Genomic DNA, 15,685 nt, shown 5'->3' on the forward strand with positions numbered 1-15,685 from the left:
GGCTGTCCGTGGCGGCACTGTCCCTGGTGGCAGCCTGCGGTGGCGGGGGCGGCAGCTCGGGGGATCCGGTGCTGGGGGGTGGGACGGGTGGGGGCGGCGGCACCCCGGGTGCGGTCTCCGCGACCGACCTGGTCCTGGTGCTCAGCGCGGGCACCGTCGCCAATACCGGCGCCGAAACCGTGGTGGCCACGGCCACCGCGCTGGACGGCAACCGCAACACCATCCCGGGCGTGCCGGTGACCATCAGCGTGGACAGCAGCGCGCTGGCCACGCCATCGGCCGCGGTCACCGACGAGACGGGCTCACTCACCGCGACGGTGGGCATCGGCTCCGACCGCACCAGCCGCGTCATCACCGTCACCGCGCGCAGCGGCAACCTGACGAAGACGGCCGCGCTGCAGGTCACGGATGCAGGCGGCGGCGGCACTGCGTCGGACATCGTCCTGGTGCTCAGCAGCGCCAACATGAAGAATGACGGCACCGAGACCATCACCGCTTCGGTGACGGCGCTCGATGCCAAGCGCAACACGGTGGCCAACGTGCCGGTGACGGTGAGCGTGGACAGCGGCATTGCACAGCCTTCGGGTGCCACAACCGGCAGCAATGGCGTCTTGACAGCTGTGCTCAGCACGGGCGGTAATGCCACCAACCGCACGGTGACGGTCACCGCCACCAGCGGCACGCTGGTCAAGACGCAGACCTTCACCGTTTCGCCTTCCAGCAACGCCGGCACGGCCGTGGCCAGCGACCTCAGCCTGGTGCTGAACGCCAATACCGTGGGCAATGGCGGCACCAGCGCAATCGTCGCCACGGTCACCGCCGTGGATGCGAACCGCAATGCGCTGCCGGGCATCCCGGTGACCATCTCGGTCGACAGCAGCGCCGTGGCTGCGGTGAGCGGGTCGGTGACCAATGCACAGGGCGTCGTGACGGCCACCGTGGGCATCGGTGCCGACCGCACCAATCGGGTGATCACCGTCAGTGCCACATCGGGCGCGCTGACGCGCAGCGCCTCCTTCCGCGTGATCGGCGCCAAGCTCACCGCCACGTTCGCGCCTTTGATCGATGCAGGTAGCAGCGGCAACCAGGTGCAGTACACGCTGGTGGACACCAATGGCAATGCCATGCCCGGTCAGCCGATCTCGATCACTGGCGTCAGCCTGCCGTCGGTCACGGCCACCACCGATGGCGCGGGCAAGTACACCTACACCTACAACGCGCCCACGACCAGCGGCACGCTGACGCTCACCGCCAGCGCGGCCGGCGATTCCTTGACGGAGACCATCCAGATCCAGCAAAGCGGTGCGGGCTCGGTGGCGCCGGCTCCGCAGGCGCCGTTGTCAGCCTCGGTGACGCCCAGCCCCAGCGTGGTGAGCGTCAACACCGCGGGCAGCTCGAGCAACCAGGTGGAACTGCGTGCGCTGTTTCTCGGTGCCAACAACCAGCCCATCCCGCGCGTCCGTGTGCGCTTCGACCTGGACGGCAATGCCAACTCCAGCGACGGCGTCACCTCCTGGCTGGGCGGCAACTATGCGTACTCGGACACTACCGGCGTGGCCCGCGGTACGTTCACCCCCGGCCTGCGCTCCAGTCCGACCAACGGCATCACCGTGCGCGCGTGCTACAGCACGACCGACTTCGATGTGAACACCTGCCCGAATGCCGTGCGCGCCACCCTGACGGTCACTTCCGAGGCGCTGTCGGTCAGCATCCGCACGAACGAGTTGGTGGGCACCGGCACCGCCGACCTCACCTACGTGAAGCAGTTCGTGGTGCTGGTGGTGGATGCGGCAGGCCAAGCCAAGCCGGATGTTCAGATCACACCTTCAGTCGACCTTCCGGCCTACTACAAGGGCTACTTCAGCTTCGTCGGCGATCGCTGGGTGCAGTTCCTGACGCTGTACACCGCAGACGCGCGCCCGGGCACCGGTGCAATCAGCACGGAGCATTACAGCTGGAACGCGGGCGCCCGCGCGTGGAGCCAGAACGCCGGTGTGACGACGCAGCCTTCCTGCCCCAACGAGGACGTCAACCGCAACGGCGTGCGCGAGGCCGGGGCCGTGGGCGGTGCCGCCCCCGCCTTGTCCGCACGTGAGGAAGACCTGAACTGGAACGGTGAGCTCGACCCGCGCAAGGCCGACGTGGCGATCAAGATGGTCGGCTCGTCGCGCACCGATGCGAACGGCCTGGCCATCGTGCAGATCGAATACGGCAAGAACCTGGCGTCCTGGGTTGACTTCGTCATCACCGTGACCGCTGGTGGCATCTCGGGCACGGAGGCGCGCGCGAAGTTCACCGGCCTGCTGTACGGCCTGGGCGGCTTGCCGTACCCGGTGTCTGACGTGAATGAGCGGGACCGGACACCGGCCTTCGTCGTCAGCCCCTACGGTGTCGGCCGCAGCTGCCAAGACGCGAACTGACCGTGCTCCTCTCCCTCGTCGGCATGCCCGGCGGTGGCAAGTCCACCGTCGGCCGGCACCTCGCGCGGCAGCTCGGGGTGCCGTTTGTCGACACCGACCATGTGATCGAGGAACGCATCGGCGGCTCGATCCGCGACTACTTCGCGCAGCATGGCGAGGCGGTGTTCCGCAACCTGGAAGAGCAGGTCATCGACGAGCTGACCCGCAACGGCACCGGCGTGCTGGCCACCGGCGGTGGCGCGGTGCTGCGCGAGGCCAACCGGCAGGCGCTGCATTCGCGCAGCACCGTCATCTACCTGCGGTCGTCGGCCGAGGAGATCTACCGCCGGCTGCGGCACGACACCCACCGGCCGCTGCTGCAGGTGCCCGATCCGCTGCGCAAGCTGCGCGACCTGCACCGCGAGCGCGACCCGCTCTACCGCCGCAGCGCGCACTTCGTCATCGAGACTGGCCGCCCCTCGGTGCCGGCCCTCGTCGGCATGGTGCTGATGCAGCTGGAACTGGCCGGGCTGGTGGATGCGTCGGTCGTGCCTTCGCCGGTCGATCGCGCCAGGCTCGAACCGTAAACTCGGGCGCATGACCGCGCCCGCTACCCGTTCCGCCTCCGCCGCTGCCGCCCCTTCCGTCACGGTGCCCATCGCGCTCGGCGACCGCAGCTACGACATCCGCATCGGCGCCGGCCTGCTCGACGACCCCACCTCCTGGCAAGGCCTGCCGCGGGCCGCGCTGGCGGCCATCGTCACCAACACGACCGTGGCGCCGCTGTATGCCGAGCGGCTGGCGGCCGCGCTGGCCCCGCATTACCGCCAGGTGCTGTGCATCGAGCTGCCCGACGGCGAGGCGCACAAGGACTGGCAGACCCTCGACCTGATCTTCAGCCAGCTGCTGGCCGCCGGCGCCGACCGCAAGACGGTGCTGTTCGCGCTGGGCGGCGGCGTGGTGGGCGACATGGCCGGCTTCGCCGCCGCCAGCTACATGCGCGGCGTGCCCTTCGTGCAGGTGCCCACCACGCTGCTGGCGCAGGTGGATTCGTCGGTGGGCGGCAAGACGGCCATCAATCATCCGCTGGGCAAGAACATGATCGGCGCGTTCTACCAGCCGCAGCGGGTGCTGTGCGACCTGGCCGTGCTGGACACGCTGAGCGACCGCGAACTGAGTGCCGGCCTGGCCGAGGTGATCAAGTACGGGCCCATCGCCGACGAGGCCTTCCTCGGCTGGATCGAGGACAACCTGGACGCGCTGCTCGCCCGTGACCGCGTCGCGCTGGCGCATGCGGTGCAGCGCAGCTGCGAGATCAAGGCCTGGGTGGTGGGCCAGGACGAACGCGAGGGCGGGCTTCGCGCCATCCTCAACTTCGGCCACACCTTCGGCCATGCCATCGAGGCCGGCCTGGGTTACGGCGAATGGCTGCACGGCGAGGCCGTGGGTTGCGGCATGGTGATGGCCAGCGACCTGTCGGTGCGCCTGTGCCTGATGCCGCCGGCCTTCCTCGAGCGCATGCAGCGGCTGGTCGACCGCGCGCGGCTGCCGGTGCGCGGCCCGGACCTGGGCGCCGATCGCTACCTGGAGCTGATGCGCGTGGACAAGAAGGCCGAAGGCGGCGAGATCCGCTTCGTGCTGGTCGACCGCCTGGGCAGCGCGGTGATGCGGCCGGCGCCCGACGCGCTGGTGCGCGAGACCCTCGCCGCCCACGCCGGCTGAAACGCCCACCGCCAATGCTCGCCCCCTACGCCTGCGATCCCGCCCAGTCGCGCGGACGGCGAGTGCCGGAGCCGGCAGCGCCGACGCGCAGCGCTTTCCAGCGCGATCGCGACCGCATCGTGCACAGCACCGCCTTCCGGCGGCTGGTCTACAAGACACAGGTGTTCCTCAACCACGAGGGCGACCTGTTCCGCACGCGGCTCACGCACTCGCTGGAAGTGGCGCAGCTGGGCCGGTCCATCGCCCGTTCGCTGGGGCTGAACGAAGACCTGGTCGAGGCCATCGCGCTGGCGCACGACCTCGGCCACACGCCGTTCGGCCACGCCGGGCAGGACGCGCTGCACGACTGCATGCGCGAGCACGGGGGCTTCGAGCACAACCTGCAGAGCCTGCGCGTGGTCGACAAGCTGGAGCTGCGCTACCCGCAGTTCGACGGCCTGAACCTGTGCTTCGAGACACGCGAGGGCATCCTCAAGCACTGCGCGCGCCGCAACGCGCTGCTGATCGAGGCCGATGAACCCGGCGGCGTGGCGCGGCGCTTCCTGGACGGCACGCAGCCCGGCCTGGAAGCGCAGCTGTGCAACCTGGCCGACGAGATCGCCTACAACGCGCACGACATCGACGACGGCGTGCGCTCGGGCCTGCTGACGATGGAGCAGCTGGAGGCGGTGCCGCTGTTCACCCGCTACCGGGACGAGGCGTTGGCCGAATACCCCTTGTTGGCCGGGCAGGGCCGCCGCCTGCTGTTCGAGGCGATCCGCCGCATGCTGTCGGACCAGGTGTACGACGTGATCGCCACCACCCGCATGGCCATCGATGCGGCCGCGCCGGGCTCGGCCGACGAGGCGCGCCAGGCGCCGCCGCTGGTGGGCTTCAGCCCCGTCATGCGGGAGCAGAGCACCGCGCTCAAGCGCTTCCTCACCCGCGAGCTGTACCGCCACCCGCAGGTGATGGACACCACCGACCGCGCCCGCCGAGTGGTGCGTGAGCTGTTCAGCGCCTACCTGGCCGCGCCCGGCGAGATGCCGGCCGACTATGCCGCCGCGCCCGACCGCCACCGTGCCGTGGCCGACTACATCGCCGGCATGACCGACCGCTTCGCACTGCGGGAGCATGTGCGCCTGGGCGGCCAGGCGCTGTTCGGCCCGGCCTGACTTGCGCCGCGGAAAATGAGGGACGGGTTTCTTAGAATCCGCCCATGGCCCGCCTCGCACGGCTCTCCATCGAGGGAGAACTCCACCTGATCCTGCAGCGCGGCAACAACGCGCAGCCGGTGTTCCAGGACGATGCCGACCGCGCCAGCTACCTGCAGACGCTGGCCGCGGCCGCGCCCGCCTGCGGGCTGGCGGTGCACGGCTATGCGCTGCTGCACAACCAGGTGCACCTGCTGGCCACGCCGGCCGCGGCCGACAGCCTGAGCAGCTGCATGCAGACGCTGGGCCGCCAATACGTGGCGCGCTTCAACCGACGGCACGGCCGTACCGGCACGTTGTGGGAGGGTCGCTTCCGTGCAACGGTGATCGAGGCCGAGCGCTGGTTCCTGGATGCGCTGGTATTCGTCGACTCTGCCGCCGAGCGTGCCGGCCTGGGTGCGGTGTGGCCATGGTCCAGCACCTTGCACCATCTTGGGCTGCGCCGCGACCCGGTGATCACCGAGCACCGCGCCTTCTGGGCGCTGGGCAACACGCCGTTCGACCGCGAGGCGGCCTTCCGTGCGCAACTGTCGCGCGGGCTGTCGTCGGCCCGGGTGGAAGAGCTGTCGCAGGCGCAGCACAAGGGCTGGGTACTGGGATCGCCCGCCTTCCTGGCCACGATGGCCCAGCGCACCCCGCGACCACTGGCGCCGCGTCCGCGCGGGCGGCCGCGCAAGACAGACGCTGGCGGCGCCGCGCCAGGGTCTGGCTCCGATTAGGCCCTCGACGGGCGACGGGAAGCGCATCCGAGGGTCGGCACGCGCTATGCATCGCCGCCATGTCGCGAGCCCTCAGACCTGTCCCTATTTGAAAATGAGGACACCTGTGCGGATCAATAATACGCACCTGACCCTATTTGTTGTAGTTGTTTCCCCTGCTGCACTGCATTAAATTCACGGTCCTTCTCTTCCCTCTCACGTGGAGCGCGCCATGACGACGCCTGCCAACAGCCCTGTGCCGAGCATGACCACCCCTGCAGACGTCGACGCGCTCCGCCGCGAAGGCCTGTACGACCCCGCCAACGAACACGACGCCTGCGGCGTCGGCTTCGTCGCCCACATCCGCGGCGAGAAGGCGCATTCCATCGTCGAGCAGGGCCTGAAGATCCTGGAGAATCTGGACCACCGCGGTGCCGTGGGTGCGGACAAGCTGATGGGCGACGGCGCGGGCATCCTCATCCAGATCCCTGACGACTTCTATCGCGCCGAGATGGCGGAGCAGGGCGTGGAACTGCCGCCCCCGGGCGAGTACGGCGTCGGCATGATCTTCCTGCCCAAGGAGCATGCGTCCCGCCTGGCCTGCGAGCAGGAACTGGCGCGTGCGGTGAAGGCTGAGGGCCAGGTGCTGCTGGGCTGGCGCGAGGTGCCGGTCGACCGCGAGATGCCGATGTCGCCGGCGGTGCGCGCCACCGAGCCCATCATCAAGCAGATCTTCATCGGCCGCGGCCCCGACGTCATCGTGCCCGACGCGCTGGAGCGCAAGCTCTACGTCATCCGCAAGACGGCCTCAAGCGCCATCCAGGCGCTGAAGCTCAAGCACAGCCGCGAGTACTACGTGCCCAGCATGAGCTGCCGCACCATCATCTACAAGGGCCTGCTGCTGGCCGACCAGGTGGGCAAGTACTACCTCGACCTGCAGGACCCGCGCGTGGTGTCGGCCCTGGCGCTGGTGCACCAGCGTTTTTCCACCAACACCTTCCCGGAGTGGCCGCTGGCGCACCCGTACCGGATGGTGGCCCACAACGGCGAGATCAACACCGTCAAGGGCAACTTCAACTGGATGCGCGCGCGTGAGGGCGTGATGAAGTCGCCGGTGCTGGGCGACGACCTGCCCAAGCTGTACCCGCTGAGCTTCGAAGGCCAGAGCGACACCGCCACCTTCGACAACGCGCTGGAGCTGCTCACCATGAGCGGCTACCCGCTGGCCCATGCCGCGATGATGATGATCCCGGAGGCCTGGGAGCAGCACACGCTGATGGACGAGCGCCGTCGCGCCTTCTACGAGTACCACGCCGCCATGCTGGAGCCGTGGGACGGCCCGGCCGCCGTGGTGTTCACCGACGGCAAGCAGATCGGCGCCACGCTGGACCGCAACGGCCTGCGCCCCGCGCGCTACATCGTCACCGACGACGACCTGGTGGTGATGGCGTCGGAGTCGGGCGTGCTGCCCATCCCCGAGAACCGCATCGTCAAGAAGTGGCGCCTGCAGCCGGGCAAGATGTTCCTGATCGACTTCGAGCAGGGCCGCATCGTCGACGACGAGGAGCTGAAGAACCAGTTCGCCTTCGCCAAGCCCTACCGGCAGTGGATCGAGAACGTGCGCGTGCGGCTGGACGCCATCGACGCGCCGGAAAGCGCCGGCCCGGCCGAATCGAAGGAGACCCTGCTCGACCGCCAGCAGGCCTTCGGCTACACGCAGGAAGACCTGAAGTTCCTGCTGAGCCCGATGGCGCAGGCCGGCGAGGAAGGCATCGGCTCGATGGGCAACGACTCGCCCCTGGCCGTGCTCAGCGACCGCAACAAGCCGCTGTACAACTACTTCCGGCAGATGTTCGCGCAGGTGACCAACCCGCCGATCGACCCGATCCGCGAAGCCATCGTGATGTCGCTCAACAGCTTCATCGGGCCGAAGCCGAACCTGCTGGACATCAACGCCGTCAACCCGCCGATGCGGCTGGAAGTGACGCAGCCCATCCTCGACTTCGCCGACATGGCCCGCCTGCGCAACATCGCGCAGCACACCAACGGCAAGTTCAAGAGCTATGAGCTGAACATCACCTACCCGCTGGCCTGGGGCAAGGAAGGCATCGAGGCGCAGCTGGCCTCGCTGTGCGCCGAAGCCGTGGACGCGATCAAGGGCGGCCACAACATCCTCATCATCACCGACCGGCATGTGGACCGCGAGCATGTGGCCATCCCGGCGCTGCTGGCGCTGTCGGCCATCCACCACCACCTGGTGCGCGAAGGCGTTCGCACCACCGCCGGCCTGGTGGTGGAAACCGGCTCGGCGCGCGAGGTGCATCACTTCGGCGTGCTGGCCGGCTATGGCGCCGAGGCCGTGCACCCCTACCTGGCGATGGAGACGCTGGCTGCGCTGCACAAGGAGCTGCCGGGCGAGCTGTCGGCCGACAAGGCCATCTACAACTACGTGAAGGCGGTGGGCAAGGGCCTGTCCAAGATCATGTCGAAGATGGGCGTGTCCACCTACATGAGCTACTGCGGCGCCCAGCTGTTCGAGGCCATCGGCCTGGACAAGCCGATGGTGGAGAAGTACTTCCGCGGCACCGCCACGCAGGTGGGCGGCATCGGCGTGTTCGAGGTGGCCGAGGAAGCGCTGCGCATGCACCGCGTGGCCTTCGGCGAAGACCCGCTGCTGGCCAGCATGCTGGACACCGGCGGCGAATACGCCTGGCGTGCCCGCGGCGAGGAGCACATGTGGACGCCTGACGCCATCGCCAAGCTGCAGCACGCCACGCGCGCCAACAAGTTCGAGACCTACAAGGAATACGCGCAGCTCATCAACGACCAGAGCCGCCGCCACATGACGCTGCGTGGCCTGTTCGAGTTCAAGCTCGACCCGGCCAAGGCCATTCCCCTGGAAGAGGTGGAATCGGCGGCCGACATCGTCAAGCGCTTCGCCACCGGCGCGATGTCGCTGGGCTCGATTTCCACCGAGGCGCACTCCACGCTGGCGATCGCCATGAACCGCATCGGCGGCAAGAGCAACACCGGCGAAGGCGGCGAGGACCCGGCGCGCTACCGCAACGAGATGAAGGGCATCCCCATCGTGGCGGGCACCAAGGTGTCCGACATCGTGGGTGGCAAGGTGATGGAGTCGGACTACGAACTCCAGGCCGGCGACAGCCTGCGCAGCCGCATCAAGCAGGTGGCGTCTGGCCGCTTCGGCGTCACCACCGAGTACCTGGTGTCGGCCGACCAGATCCAGATCAAGATGGCCCAGGGCGCCAAGCCCGGCGAAGGCGGCCAGCTGCCGGGCGGCAAGGTCACCGACTACATCGGCTTCCTGCGCTACTCGGTGCCGGGCGTGGGCCTCATCAGCCCGCCGCCGCACCACGACATCTATTCGATCGAGGACCTGGCGCAGCTGATCCACGACCTGAAGAACACCAACCCCAAGGCCAGCGTCAGCGTGAAGCTGGTGTCGGAAGTGGGCGTGGGCACCATCGCCACCGGCGTCACCAAGTGCAAGGCCGACCATGTGGTGATCGCCGGCCACGATGGCGGCACCGGCGCTTCGCCGTGGTCGTCGATCAAGCACGCAGGCTCGCCGTGGGAGCTGGGCCTGGCCGACACGCAGCAGACGCTGGTGCTGAACCGCCTGCGCGGCCGTGTGCGCGTGCAGGCCGACGGCCAGATGAAGACCGGCCGCGACGTGGTGATCGGCGCGCTGCTGGGCGCCGATGAATTCGGCTTCGCCACCGCGCCGCTGGTAGTGGAGGGCTGCATCATGATGCGCAAGTGCCACCTGAACACCTGCCCGGTGGGCGTGGCCACGCAGGACCCGGTGCTGCGCAAGAAGTTCGCCGGCAAGCCCGAGCACGTCGTCAACTACTTCTTCTTCGTGGCCGAAGAGGCGCGCCAGATCATGGCGCAGCTGGGCATCCGCAAGTTCGACGAGCTGATCGGCCGATCCGACCTGCTGGACATGAAGAAGGGCATCGAGCACTGGAAGGCGCGCGGCCTGGACTTCAGCCGCGTGTTCCACCAGCCGGCTGCCCCGGCCGACGTGGCCCGCTTCCACGTGGAGGAGCAGGACCACGGCCTGGACAAGGCACTCGACCGCAAGCTGATCGAGAAGTGCCGCCCCGCCATCGAGCGCGGCGAGAAGGTGCAGCTGCTGGAAGCCGCGCGCAACCTCAACCGCAGCGTGGGCGCGATGTTGTCGGGCGAGCTGATCCGCCACAAGCCCGAGGGCCTGCCCGACCACACCATCTTCATCCAGATGGAAGGCACGGGCGGCCAGAGCTTCGGCGCCTTCCTGGCCACCGGCATCACGCTGTACCTGATCGGCGATGCCAACGACTACACCGGCAAGGGCCTGTCGGGTGGCCGCGTGGTGGTGCGCCCGAGCCTGGACTTCCGGGGCGACGCGGGCAAGAACATCATCGCCGGCAACACCGCGCTGTACGGCGCCACCAGCGGCGAGGCCTTCTTCCGCGGCGTGGCGGGCGAGCGCTTCGCGGTGCGGCTGTCCGGCGCCACCGCGGTGGTGGAAGGCACCGGCGACCACGGCTGCGAGTACATGACCGGCGGCACCGTGGCCGTGCTGGGCAAGACCGGCCGCAACTTCGCCGCCGGCATGAGCGGCGGCGTGGCTTACGTGTACGACGAGGACGGCCAGTTCGCCAAGCGCTGCAACACGGCGATGGTGTCGCTGGAGAAGGTGCTGCCGGCTGCTGAACAGGCCGGCATCGACCAGCCTGCCGGCCTGCACCGCAACCAGGCCGACGAGGTGACGCTGAAGAAGCTGATCGAGGAGCACCACCGCTGGACCGGCTCGCTGCGCGCCCGCGAGCTGCTCGACCACTGGGCCGATTCGCGCGCCAAGTTCGTCAAGGTGTTCCCGAACGAGTACAAGCGCGCGCTGGCCGAGATGGCCACGCGGGCCGCTGCCATCGCACCCGCCTCCGACGAAGCACCCCAAGCCGCCGCCGCGGCAGCCAAGGCCAAGGCTGCCGGCAAGCAGGGCAGCAAGACCGTTCCGGCCAAGTGAACTGACGACACGAAAGAAGAGCAATCGCCATGGGCAAAGTCACCGGCTTTCTGGAATACGGCCGCCTGGAAGAGGGCTATGCGCCCGTCGAGGCGCGGGTCAAGCACTACAAGGAATTCGTCATCGGCCTGACCGCCGAGCAGGCGCAGGTGCAGGGCGCACGCTGCATGGACTGCGGCACGCCGTTCTGCAACAGCGGCTGCCCGGTCAACAACATCATTCCGGACTTCAACGACCTCGTGTACCGCAACGACTGGCACAACGCCATCACCGTGCTGCACACGACGAACAATTTCCCGGAGTTCACCGGCCGCATCTGCCCCGCGCCCTGCGAGGCGGCCTGCGTGCTGAACGTCAACGACGACCCGGTGGGCATCAAGTCCATCGAGCACGCCATCGCCGACCGCGCCTGGCAGGAGGGCTGGGTCAAGCCCGTGCCGCCGAAGACGCTCACCGGCAAGAAGGTGGCGGTGGTGGGTTCCGGCCCCGCCGGCATGGCCGCGGCACAGCAGCTGGCGCGCGCCGGTCATGAAGTCACGCTGTTCGAGAAGAACGACCGCGTGGGCGGCCTGCTGCGCTACGGCATCCCCGACTTCAAGATGGAGAAGACCCACATCGACCGCCGCGTCGAGCAGATGAAGGCCGAGGGCGTCAAGTTCCGGCTGGGCGTGCTGGTGGCCGGCGACAAGGGCATGGGCGAAGGCTCCAAGGTCACCAACTGGGCCAAGGAAACCATCTCGCCCGAGCAGCTCAAGGCCGAGTTCGACGCGGTGCTGCTGACCGGCGGCGCCGAGCAGTCGCGCGACCTGCCGGTGCCGGGCCGCGACCTGGACGGCGTGCACTTCGCGATGGAGTTCCTGCCGCAGCAGAACAAGGTGAATGCCGGCGACAAGGTCAAGGGCCAGCTGCGCGCCGACGGCAAGCACGTCATCGTCATCGGTGGCGGCGATACCGGCAGCGACTGCGTGGGCACCAGCAACCGCCACGGCGCCGTCAGCGTCACCCAGTTCGAGCTGCTGCCCCAGCCGCCCGAGGAGGAGAACCGCCCGCTGACCTGGCCGTACTGGCCGATCAAGCTGCGCACCAGCTCCAGCCACGAGGAGGGCTGCCAGCGCGAGTTCGCGATCGCCACCAAGGAATTCATCGGCGAGAAGGGCAAGGTCACCGGCCTGAAGACGGTGCGCCTGGAATGGCAGGGCGGCAAGATGACCGAGGTGGCCGGCAGCGAGCAGATCCTCAAGGCCGACCTGGTGCTGCTGGCCATGGGCTTCGTCAGCCCGGTGTCGCCGGTGCTGGACGCCTTCGGCGTGGACAAGGACAACCGCGGCAACGCGCGCGCCACCACCGACGAGCGCGGCGGCTACAGGACCAACGTCGACAAGGTGTTCGCCGCCGGCGACATGCGCCGTGGCCAGTCGCTGGTGGTGTGGGCCATCCGCGAGGGCCGGCAGGCCGCGCGCGCGGTGGACGAGTACCTGATGGGCGCCAGCACGCTGCCGCGCTGAATACGCGGGCTTCACACTGGGGAAGCGCGCCGGCAATTGCGGGAATCCCTTGCGTGCGAGAATGATTTCTCCCGCTCCCCAGCCATTTGAAGACGCGCCGCAATGCCTGCAGGCGCGCTGCCCGCCCGATGCCCGACACATTCATCGAGATCGATCATGTGACGTTCGGTTATGACCCGAGCCGCAAGATCCTCAGCGACATCAGCCTGAGGTTCGAGCGGGGCCGCATCACGGCAATTCTCGGGGGCTCGGGCTGCGGCAAGACCACCTTGCTGCGGCTGATCGGCGGCCTGGTGGGCGCCAACTCGGGCCGGGTGGTGTTCGACGGGCAGGTGGTCAACGCCCGCGACAAGGAACAGCTGCTGGAGATGCGCCGGCGCATGGGCATGCTGTTCCAGTTCGGCGCGCTGTTCACCGACCTCAGCGTCTACGACAACGTCGCCTTCCCGCTGCGCGAGCACACCAACCTGTCCGAGCCGCTGATCCGCGACATCGTGCTGATGAAGCTGCATGCCGTGGGCCTGCGCGGCGCGGCCAGGCTGATGATCTCCGAGGTCTCGGGCGGCATGGCGCGGCGCATCGCGCTGGCCCGTTCCATTGCGCTCGACCCCGCGCTCATCATGTATGACGAGCCCTTCGCCGGCCTCGACCTGGTGTCCATGGGCGTCACCGCCAACCTCATTCGCAAGCTGAACGACGCCACCGGCGCCACCTCGCTGCTGGTGTCGCACGACGTGGCCAAGTGCATGGAGATCAGCGACCACGTGGTGCTGCTGGCCACCGGCGGGCGCATCGTGGCCCAGGGCACGCCCGAGGAGCTGATGGGCTCGCGCGATCCGGAGGTGCGGCAGTTCGTGCGTGGCGAGCCCGACGGGCCCGTCAAGTTCCACTATCCCGCACGGCCGGTGGCCGAGGAGTTCGGCGCATGATCGATGGCATCGCCTGGCTGGGCGCGCAAACCCTGCGCCAGCTGCGTGGCCTGGGCCATGCGGCTTTCTTCTTCATCGACCTGCTGCTGTTCGCGCCGGCCGCGTTGCGCCGCTTCGGGCTGGTGCTGGCGCAGGTCTACCAGATCGGCTACCGCTCGCTGCTCATCATCCTGGCCTCCGGCATGGCGGTGGGCTTCGTGCTGGCGCTGCAGATGTACTACGCGCTGACCACCTACGGCGCGACCGAATCGCTGGGCCTGATCGTCAACCTGTCGCTGGTGCGCGAACTGGGGCCGGTGGTCACCGCGCTGCTGTTCGCCGGCCGCGCCGGCACCTCGCTCACCGCCGAGATCGGACTGATGAAGGCGGGCGAGCAGCTGTCGGCCATGGAGATGATGGCGGTGGACCCGCGCAGCCGCGTGCTGGCGCCGCGCTTCATTGCCGGCGTGGTGTCCATGCCGCTGCTGGCCGGGCTGTTCTCCGCCATCGGCATCCTGGGCGCCTACGTGGTGGGCGTGATGCTCATCGGCCTGGACGCCGGCAACTTCTGGGGCCTGATGCAGGCCAGCGTGGATGTGTGGCGCGACGTGGGCAACGGCATCGTCAAGAGCTTTGCCTTCGGCATCATCTGCACCGCCGTGGCGCTGTACCAGGGCTACGAGACGCAGGCCACGCCCGAAGGCGTGGCGTTCGCCACCACGCGCACGGTGGTCATCTCTTCGCTGGCGGTGCTGGCCACCGACTTCGTGCTCACGGCGATGATGTTCTCCACGCCCTGAGCGGCGTTCACCGATCGATAGTCATGAACAAAAAACGCATTGAAATCTTCGTCGGCCTGTTCGTGCTGCTGGGGCTGGCCGGCCTGCTGTTCCTGGCCCTGAAGGCTGCCAACCTGGCCAGCTTCGGCCGCAGCCAGACCTACACCGTCACCGCCGCCTTCGACAACAGCGGCGGCCTGAAGCCGCGCGCCGCCGTGCGCAGCGCCGGTGTGGTGGTGGGCCGCGTCACCAGCATCAAGCTGGACAACAAGAGCTACAAGGCCGTGGTGACGATGGAACTGGTGGAAGGCGTTACCTTCCCGGAGGATTCGTCGGCCAAGATCCTCACCTCCGGGCTGCTGGGCGACCAGTACATCGGCATCGAGCCCGGCGGCAACGAGAAGAACCTGGTGGCCGGCAGCGCCATCAAGGAAACGCAATCCGCAGTGGTGCTGGAGGACCTGATCAGCCAGGTGCTGTTCAGCAAGGCCGCCGATGCCGGCACCGCCGCACCCCCCAGCCTCGACGGGAGTCTGAAGTAATGCCTGACCGCAAATCCCTGGCCCTGCTGGCCGCCGCCACGCTGCTGGCTGCCGCCGCGCCGCTGGCCGTGGCCCAGACCACGCCGCCCGCCACCCAGCCTGCCGGCCCCGGTGGCACGCTGCCCGAGACCACCGCCGATGCGGATGCCGCCGCCGCGCGGGTCAACGATCCCTTCGAGGGCTTCAACCGCGGGGTGTTCGGCTTCAACGACGCGGTGGACCGCGCGGTGCTCAAGCCCGTGGCCACCGGCTACCAGAAGGCCGTGCCCGAGATCGTGCGCACCTGGGTCGGCAACTTCTTCGGCAACCTGGACGATGCCTGGTCGCTGGTGAACCTGGTGCTGCAGGGCAAGCCCCGCCAGGCCTACGACATGACGGTGCGCGTGACCACCAACACCGTGCTGGGCCTGGGCGGCTTCCTGGACATCGCCAGCGAGGCCGGCATCACCCGCCATGAGGAAGACTTCGGCCAGACGCTGGGCTGGTGGGGCCTGCCCGCGGGCCCGTACCTGGTGCTGCCGCTGCTGGGTCCGTCGCAGATCCGCGAGACCGCGGCGCTGCCGCTGGACATGGGCTGGGATTCGTCCTTCGTGCAGCACGACCCCACGCGCTACTCCATCACCGCGCTGGAAGCGATCGACGCGCGAGCCACGCTGCTCAATGCCACCGGCCTGCTGGACAGCGTGGCGCTGGACCGCTACAGCTTCGTGCGCGACGCCTATGTGCAGCGCAGGCAAAGCCTGGTGTGGGACGGCAACCCGCCGAACTGAGCCGCCCGGCGGCCGCGCCGCGCCGCGCTGCAGCGCGTTGATACAACCGGCCGGGCGCCGGGCAGAACTTGCCTGCCGGGCGCCGGTCTGACGAACACAAGCCGCGGGCCCTCCCGCGGCGCAGAGAAAGGGTC

11 protein-coding genes are annotated in these 15,685 nt (G+C 68.7%); all 11 read left to right on the forward strand.

Features of this window, described 5'->3' with window-relative positions:
• The first annotated feature begins 8 nt into the window (after positions 1-8).
• The 11 genes from VO99_RS17105 (at position 9) to VO99_RS17155 (ending at position 15,551) form a co-directional block, all read left to right on the forward strand.
• The gene (locus tag VO99_RS17105) at positions 9-2,420 is read left to right on the forward strand and encodes an invasin domain 3-containing protein (RefSeq protein WP_157039605.1); all 2,412 of its coding nucleotides are present in this window, start codon (positions 9-11) and stop codon (positions 2,418-2,420) included.
• 2 nt (positions 2,421-2,422) lie between these two features.
• Entirely contained in the window at positions 2,423-2,986 is a 564-nt protein-coding gene (locus tag VO99_RS17110) for a shikimate kinase (protein WP_046114115.1), read from the forward strand.
• Positions 2,987-2,996: 10 nt separating this feature from the next.
• The gene (gene aroB / locus VO99_RS17115; protein WP_046114116.1) at positions 2,997-4,121 is read left to right on the forward strand and encodes a 3-dehydroquinate synthase; all 1,125 of its coding nucleotides are present in this window, start codon (positions 2,997-2,999) and stop codon (positions 4,119-4,121) included.
• Between the two features lie 14 nt (positions 4,122-4,135).
• Positions 4,136-5,275 (forward strand): deoxyguanosinetriphosphate triphosphohydrolase, encoded by a 1,140-nt coding sequence (locus tag VO99_RS17120; RefSeq protein WP_046114117.1) that lies wholly within the window; start codon positions 4,136-4,138, stop codon positions 5,273-5,275.
• Positions 5,276-5,319: 44 nt separating this feature from the next.
• On the forward strand, positions 5,320-6,033 hold the full coding sequence (locus tag VO99_RS17125) for a transposase (protein ID WP_046114118.1): 714 nt from the start codon (positions 5,320-5,322) through the stop codon (positions 6,031-6,033).
• Positions 6,034-6,277: 244 nt separating this feature from the next.
• A complete protein-coding gene (locus VO99_RS17130; RefSeq protein WP_046114119.1) occupies positions 6,278-11,047 on the forward strand; it encodes a glutamate synthase-related protein in 4,770 nt (1,589 codons plus the stop codon).
• Between the two features lie 29 nt (positions 11,048-11,076).
• Positions 11,077-12,552 (forward strand): glutamate synthase subunit beta, encoded by a 1,476-nt coding sequence (locus VO99_RS17135; RefSeq protein WP_046114120.1) that lies wholly within the window; start codon positions 11,077-11,079, stop codon positions 12,550-12,552.
• A gap of 128 nt (positions 12,553-12,680) precedes the next feature.
• Entirely contained in the window at positions 12,681-13,481 is an 801-nt protein-coding gene (locus VO99_RS17140) for an ABC transporter ATP-binding protein (protein WP_046114121.1), read from the forward strand.
• Positions 13,478-14,260 carry a lipid asymmetry maintenance ABC transporter permease subunit MlaE gene (gene mlaE, locus VO99_RS17145; RefSeq protein ID WP_046114122.1) on the forward strand — a complete coding sequence of 261 codons (783 nt, stop codon included), beginning with the start codon at positions 13,478-13,480 and terminating at the stop codon, positions 14,258-14,260. Before VO99_RS17140 ends, mlaE begins: the two co-directional genes overlap by 4 nt.
• A gap of 23 nt (positions 14,261-14,283) precedes the next feature.
• On the forward strand, positions 14,284-14,781 hold the full coding sequence (gene mlaD / locus VO99_RS17150) for an outer membrane lipid asymmetry maintenance protein MlaD (RefSeq protein WP_046114123.1): 498 nt from the start codon (positions 14,284-14,286) through the stop codon (positions 14,779-14,781).
• The gene (locus VO99_RS17155) at positions 14,781-15,551 is read left to right on the forward strand and encodes an MlaA family lipoprotein (RefSeq protein WP_052736413.1); all 771 of its coding nucleotides are present in this window, start codon (positions 14,781-14,783) and stop codon (positions 15,549-15,551) included. Before mlaD ends, VO99_RS17155 begins: the two co-directional genes overlap by 1 nt.
• Positions 15,552-15,685: the final 134 nt, after the last annotated feature.

The sequence above is a fragment of the Aquincola tertiaricarbonis genome (assembly GCF_000969605.1).
Taxonomy (GTDB): Bacteria; Pseudomonadota; Gammaproteobacteria; order Burkholderiales; family Burkholderiaceae_C; genus Aquincola; species Aquincola tertiaricarbonis.

Coding starts and splice junctions, on each gene's coding strand:
- aroB (WP_046114116.1), top strand. CDS start 2,997: ATGACCGCGCCCGCTACCCGTTCCGCCTCCGCCGCTGCCGCCCCTTCC.
- VO99_RS17120 (WP_046114117.1), top strand. CDS start 4,136: ATGCTCGCCCCCTACGCCTGCGATCCCGCCCAGTCGCGCGGACGGCGA.
- VO99_RS17125 (WP_046114118.1), top strand. CDS start 5,320: ATGGCCCGCCTCGCACGGCTCTCCATCGAGGGAGAACTCCACCTGATC.
- VO99_RS17130 (WP_046114119.1), top strand. CDS start 6,278: ATGACCACCCCTGCAGACGTCGACGCGCTCCGCCGCGAAGGCCTGTAC.
- VO99_RS17135 (WP_046114120.1), top strand. CDS start 11,077: ATGGGCAAAGTCACCGGCTTTCTGGAATACGGCCGCCTGGAAGAGGGC.
- VO99_RS17140 (WP_046114121.1), top strand. CDS start 12,681: ATGCCCGACACATTCATCGAGATCGATCATGTGACGTTCGGTTATGAC.
- mlaE (WP_046114122.1), top strand. CDS start 13,478: ATGATCGATGGCATCGCCTGGCTGGGCGCGCAAACCCTGCGCCAGCTG.
- mlaD (WP_046114123.1), top strand. CDS start 14,284: ATGAACAAAAAACGCATTGAAATCTTCGTCGGCCTGTTCGTGCTGCTG.
- VO99_RS17155 (WP_052736413.1), top strand. CDS start 14,781: ATGCCTGACCGCAAATCCCTGGCCCTGCTGGCCGCCGCCACGCTGCTG.